The organism is Amaricoccus sp. (genome assembly GCF_036846665.1).
In the GTDB taxonomy this organism is placed as follows: Bacteria; Pseudomonadota; Alphaproteobacteria; order Rhodobacterales; family Rhodobacteraceae; genus Amaricoccus.
The window spans coordinates 1-5,892 of the sequence record NZ_DAIUBO010000233.1 but is presented as its reverse complement, the minus strand read 5'-3'; the positions used below and the strand labels follow the sequence as shown (position 1 = coordinate 5,892).

At 66.6% G+C, this 5,892-nt stretch carries 5 protein-coding genes; 4 read left to right on the top strand and 1 reads right to left on the bottom strand.

Annotated elements, in window-relative coordinates:
* Together V7050_RS17390 and V7050_RS17385 are read left to right on the top strand one after the other, a co-directional pair.
* A partial coding sequence (locus V7050_RS17390) for a hypothetical protein (protein ID WP_324375709.1) occupies positions 1 to 676 on the top strand: 676 nt, incomplete at its 5' end.
* Between the two features lie 33 nt (positions 677 to 709).
* A complete protein-coding gene (locus V7050_RS17385) occupies positions 710 to 1,099 on the top strand; it encodes a hypothetical protein (protein WP_324375711.1) in 390 nt (129 codons plus the stop codon).
* 211 nt (positions 1,100 to 1,310) lie between these two features.
* Here V7050_RS17385 and V7050_RS17380 read toward each other — a convergent pair whose 3' ends face one another.
* Positions 1,311 to 2,639: an aspartate aminotransferase family protein gene (locus V7050_RS17380; protein WP_324375707.1), complete on the bottom strand. Its 1,329-nt coding sequence runs from the start codon at positions 2,637 to 2,639 to the stop codon at positions 1,311 to 1,313.
* A gap of 390 nt (positions 2,640 to 3,029) precedes the next feature.
* On the opposite strand from V7050_RS17380, the gene V7050_RS17375 reads away from it, so the two are divergent.
* Entirely contained in the window at positions 3,030 to 3,998 is a 969-nt protein-coding gene (locus tag V7050_RS17375; RefSeq protein ID WP_324375705.1) for a TAXI family TRAP transporter solute-binding subunit, read from the top strand.
* 103 nt (positions 3,999 to 4,101) lie between these two features.
* On the top strand, positions 4,102 to 5,892 hold a 1,791-nt coding region (locus V7050_RS17370; protein ID WP_324410914.1), incomplete at its 3' end, for a TRAP transporter permease.

Sequence of the window (5,892 nt, the reverse complement as noted above, 5' to 3'; positions counted from 1 at the left end):
CAAGCTCCGGGATCCGGCGTTCCAGGCACGGATGATCGCATCCGCCCTGTCCGGAGAAGCTGCATGCGTCGCTCTGAAGCAAATGTGCTCGCAAGTCAGCGAGCTGCTGCAGGATGCCGCCTCCCGGACTGCGAGAGAGATCCTGCAGATGCTCGTCACGAGGGTCGCGTTGACCGGCGATGAGCTTAGGGCAGACGTGAGCCCTGCGAACCTTCGGGGTGCTGGGAACGGACGCATCCCCGGCCTCGCTGCCCTGGAGCTTCCCGACTTCAGCGTCTCCGCGACGCTGAAGCTGCAGCGGCGCGGGCCGGAGCTGCGTGTGATCCTTGGCGGCGCTGCGGCACCGCCACCGACGCCCGACCCGCATCTCGTCCGGACCCTGATCGAGGCACGCTGCCGCCTCGCCGATTATCTCGACCCGGCCACGCGTCCCGGCATCGGCGACATCGCCCGGCGCGAAGGCATCGACATTGGCGACGTGTCGCGATCCCTGCAGCTGGCCTTCCTCGCGCCGGACCTCGTCCAGCGCATCCTCGGTGCCACCCAGCCGGTCAGCCTGACGGCGGACCAGGAAGCGCTCGCGCGAGGGGTAGCCTGCCGCGATCTGCTCCAGCTGGACGAGGTCGGCGCGGCGAACGGCGGTGGCCGACTGCAGGCCCTGCGCGGCTCAGATTGAGCTGCACCTGGTACCTCACCATAGGAGACTATCATGTCGGATTTCGAACGACTGGACGATCAGAGCAAGGCCCTCCTCCAGATCAAGATGGATGGCCATGTCGAAGCCTGCATTCTTGCCGCTCGTCAGCAGAATATCGGGATCGGAGAAGCGATGAAGCTCGCCGCAGCGGCATTCCTCAGGGAGTTTGTCGCCTGGCAGTTTGACCGATCAGCAAAATCGGCGGTTCTCGATGGCGCACTTGGCCAGACGTACCCACAGCCGTTCGCGGTGTTTACTCGGCGGCTCCCGCGGCTCTGCGAGCTCGATTCGCTCTACTGCGACCGCATCCTCGCGCGATGGGAAGCCTTCGCGAAGGACGAGGCCGAGCAGCTGGCCTGCGGGCTCCGACCGGAGGACGGAGCGCTGGAGGCGGCGGAGTGAGCGGCAGGGCCCCCGCCTCGGCCACCGATTGGCCCTGCGATACCAATACGTCGACCTGTCGGAGCTTGGCGACGATCTCCTCGGGCTTATGCTTCTTCCGGGGTATTCCTCTATTCTCCAACTGGCTCGAAAGCCTACTTCAGGGAGGACCACTCTTCAGGGGGCAGGCCAAGCAGGGCGCAGTTCAAATTACGCCGGCGGGCCGCCAGGACTAGGACTGTCGCAGCGCCACGGAGATCGCCCGGTCGAGCTTGTCCACCAGCTCGTCGATCTCCCCGTCCCCGATGATGAACGGCGGCGCGAGCAGCACGTGGTCGCCGGTCCGACCGTCGATGGTGCCCGCCATGGGATAGCAGATCAGCCCGGCCTCGAAGGCCGCGCGCTTGATCCCGGCGGCCACGCGCCGTGCGGGGTCGAACGGATCCCTCGACTCGCGGTCTGCGACGATCTCGAGCCCCCGGAAGAGACCACGGCCGCGGATGTCGCCGACGTGCGGATGCTGGCCGAACCGCTCGGTCAGCGCCCCGGCGAGCTGCTCACCCTTCTCCTGGACGCGCGGCAGCAGGTGGCGGCCGAGGATGGCGCGCAGCACCGCCAGCCCGGCGGCGGTGGCCGCAGGATGGCCGATATAGGTATGGCCGTGCTGGAAAAACCCAGTTCCGGCGGCGATGGTGTCGTGGATTTCGGCCGTGCAGATCATCACGCCGATGGGCTGATAGCCAGCACCGAGTCCCTTGGCGATGCAGACGATGTCCGGCGCCACCCCGTCCTGCTCGCAGGCAAAGAGGCTGCCCGTCCGGCCCATGCCGCACATCACCTCGTCAAGGATGAGCAGGACCCCGTGGCGGTCGCAGATCTCGCGGATGCGCCGGAAATAACCCGGCGCCGGCGGCACCGCGCCGGCGGTGGCGCCCACCACCGGCTCGGCGATGAAGGCCATGACGGTTTCGGGCCCGAGCCGCGCGATCTCGGCCTCGAGCGCGTCCGCGGCCCGGCGGCCGTAAGCCTCGGGGCTCTCGTCGTCGCGCCGGTGGCGGTAGGCGTAGCAGGGCTCGATGTGGCTCACGTCGAGCAGGAGCGGGCCGAACTGCGCCCGCCGCCACTCGTTGCCGCCGGCCGAGAGCGCGCCGATCGTGTTGCCGTGGTAGCTCTGCTTGCGCGCGATCAGCCTGCTGCGGTCCGGCGCCCCCTTCTCGACCCAGTACTGGCGGGCGAGCTTGATCGCCGCCTCCACCGCCTCCGAACCGCCGGAGACGAAATAGACCCGGTCGAGCCCGGCCGGCGCATGTTCGATCAGAAGGTCGGCCAGCGCTTCGGCCGGCTCGGAGGTGAAGAATCCGGTATGCGCGAAGGCGAGCCGGTCGAGCTGGTCCTTGATCGCCGCGGTCACCTCCCGGTCGCCATGGCCGAGGCACGAGACCGCCGCACCGCCCGAGCCGTCGAGATAGCGCTTGCCCACGGCATCGATCAGGTAGCAGCCCTCGCCCCCCACTGCGACCGGCGAGTCGACGCGGGAATGGCGGGGAAAGACATGTGACATCGGGACCCTCCCTTTCGCGCTCCGTCCCTGGCGGGCCCCAGCTTACGGGCTGTGCCGCGTCGGGCTCAAGACAGAACTGCGAGGCAAAAGCGATGGCGTCGCCAAGGAACAAAGGGAATGCTGCAACGGTGAAGCATCGTCGCCTTTGCATTGGCGTCACATCAATCAGGAATACATTATGGCGCAATGCCGAGTCGGATCAAAATTACTCTCTAAGTACGTTTTTAATACAACTCTCTCACCGATTGAAAGATCAGACAATTTTGCATTGGCATCTCGTATTTATTATTACTGTTCCTCTGCAAGATTGCTGGGGCACGACCAAACTCCTTGACTCTTACCTGTTGACGGCGATTAGTTATCGCAATGGGTCAACACAGGGAGAGAGGAATGAAGACGTTCAACCTGCTGGGCGGCGCACTTGCGATTGCCCTCGCCTCGTCGGCGGTATCCGCCCAGGAAACCTTCATCACCATCGGCACCGGCGGCCAGACCGGCGTCTATTACGTCGTCGGCCAGTCGATCTGCCGCTTGGTCAACCGCAACACCGCCGAAACCAACCTGAAATGCACTGCGCCCTCCACCGGCGGGTCGGTCGCCAACATCAATGCCATCAAGGCGGGCGACATGGACATGGGCGTGGCCCAGTCCGACGCCCAGTTCAACGCCTACAACGGCCTCGGCGACTTCGAGGGCGAGCCCTTCGAGAAGCTGCGCTCGGTCTTCTCGGTGCATCCCGAACCCTTCACGGTGGTCGCCCGCGCCGACAGCGGCATCGAGACCTTCGCCGATCTCAAGGGCAAGCGTGTCAACATCGGCAACCCCGGCTCCGGCCAGTATTCCACCATGCAGGTGGTCATGGAGGCGCTCGGCTGGACGATGAGCGACTTCGCGCTCGCCTCCGAGCTGAAGCCGGCGGAGCAGTCCGCGGCGCTGGGCGACAACAAGGTCGACGCGATCATCTACACGGTCGGCCACCCGAACGGCTCGATCCAGGAGGCCACCTCCACCGTCGACGCGCGTCTGATCCCGGTCACCGGGCCCGAGATCGACGCATTGGTCGAGGCCAACCCCTACTACGCCAAGGCCACGATCCCCGGCGGCATGTATGCCGGCAACGATTCCGCCGTGGAGACCTTCGGCGTGAAGGCGACCTTCGTCACTTCCGCCGACGTGCCCGACGAGGTAGTCTATGAGGTGGTCAAGGCGGTCTTCGACAATTTCGACCGCTTCAAGGGCCTGCACCCGGCCTTCGCCAATCTCATGGAAGAGGACATGATCACTCAGGGCCTCTCCGCGCCGCTGCATCCGGGCGCCGAGAAGTACTACCAGGAACGCGGCTGGCTGCCCGCCTCGTGACCTGAACTCGACGGTCCTGGCGCAGGCCGGGGCCGTCTGACGCCTGGACTGAACGATAACAAGCGGGCCGCGGGGTGCGGCTCTCGCGGCGCAGGGGACCAGGATGGCCAGGAGCGACAAGGACCAACAGCAGGCGGCAGCCGTGGAAGCGGAAGCCGCCGGACGCGGCGGGCTCAGCCAGGAAGAGCTCGATGCCATGGTCGCCGCCAGCGATACCGGCGGCCGTACCCCCGGGCAGCCGGTCGCCGCCATCCTGATCCTGGTGGCGCTCGCCTGGTCGCTGTTCCAGCTCTGGATCGCCTCGCCCCTGCCCTTCATGCTCGGCTTCGGCGTCTTCAACGACACCGAGGCGCGGGCGATCCATCTCGGCTTCGCGCTCTTCCTCGCCTATGCCGCCTACCCGGCGGCCCGCACCCCGGCGCAACTCGGCATCGGCGTCGCGGTCCCGGTCATCATGACCATCCTCTTTATGGTCGGCGCCAAGACCGGCACCTCGGTCTGGTGGATCCCGATCGTCGGCGCAGCGGTGATCGCGGGCATCGTGCTCGGCTCGCCCAAGGACCGCATCCCCTCCTGGGAATGGGCCATGGCCATCGTCGCCTCGGCCACCGCGCTCTACATTTACTTCCAGTACCGCAGCATCTCGACCCGGGTCGGCGCGCCGATCCCGATGGATTTCGTCGTGGCGGTCGCGGGCCTCCTGCTGCTGCTCGAGGCCACCCGTCGCGCGCTCGGGCCGGCACTGATGATCGTGGCGACGGTCTTCCTCGGCTATACCTTCCTCGGGCCCTGGATGCCCGAGATCATCGCTCACAAGGGCAATTCGCTCTCGGAAGTCGTGAACCACCAGTGGATCACCACCGAGGGCGTGTTCGGTATCGCGCTCGGCGTCTCGACCAGCTTCGTCTTCCTCTTCGTGCTCTTCGGCTCGCTCCTCGATAAGGCCGGGGCCGGCAACTACTTCATTCAGGTCGCCTTCTCGCTCATGGGCCACATGCGCGGCGGCCCGGCCAAGGCGGCCGTGGTCTCCTCTGCGATGACCGGCCTGATCTCCGGCTCCTCCATCGCCAATGTCGTGACCACCGGCACCTTCACCATCCCGCTGATGAAGCGCGTCGGCTTCTCCGCCGAGAAGGCCGGCGCCGTCGAGGTCGCTTCCTCGGTCAACGGCCAGATCATGCCGCCGGTGATGGGCGCCGCCGCCTTCCTGATGATCGAATACGTCGGCATTCCCTACATCGAGGTGGTCACGGCGGCGATACTGCCGGCGACCATCTCCTACATCGCGCTGGTCTACATCGTGCATCTCGAGGCGCTCAAGGCCGGCATGGAGGGCCTGCCGCGCGCCTACGAGCCCAAGCCGATCGTGCAGCGGCTCATCGGCATCGCCTTCGCGGTCATCGTCATCTGCGCCTTGTCTTTCGGGGTCTATTACGGCATGGGCTGGCTCCGTCCCGCCTTCCCGCAGAGCGCGGCCTATATCGTCTTCGCGCTCCTCGTTGTGATCTATGTCGCCCTGCTCTGGGTCGCCTCTCGCGAGCCGCCCCTAAAGATGGAGGATCCCAACGCCCCGGTCACCAAGCTGCCGCTCCCCGGCCCCACTGTCCGCTCCGGGCTGCAGTACATCCTGCCGGTGGTGGTGCTGGTCTGGGCGCTGATGGTCGACCGGCTCTCGCCGGGCCTCTCGGCCTTCTGGGCCACCGCCTTCATGATCTTCATCCTGCTGACGCAGCGGCCGCTCATGGCCATCCTGCGCGGCGAGGGCGCGCTCTGCGCCGCGATCGCTCAGGGCGGCCGCGACCTGCTCGACGGGCTGGTGACGGGCGCGCGCAACATGATCGGCATCGGTATCGCCACCGCCACCGCCGGCATCATCGTCGGCGCCGTCAGCCAG

Coding starts and splice junctions, on each gene's coding strand:
- V7050_RS17385 (WP_324375711.1), top strand. CDS start 710: ATGTCGGATTTCGAACGACTGGACGATCAGAGCAAGGCCCTCCTCCAG.
- V7050_RS17380 (WP_324375707.1), bottom strand. CDS start 2,639: ATGTCACATGTCTTTCCCCGCCATTCCCGCGTCGACTCGCCGGTCGCA.
- V7050_RS17375 (WP_324375705.1), top strand. CDS start 3,030: ATGAAGACGTTCAACCTGCTGGGCGGCGCACTTGCGATTGCCCTCGCC.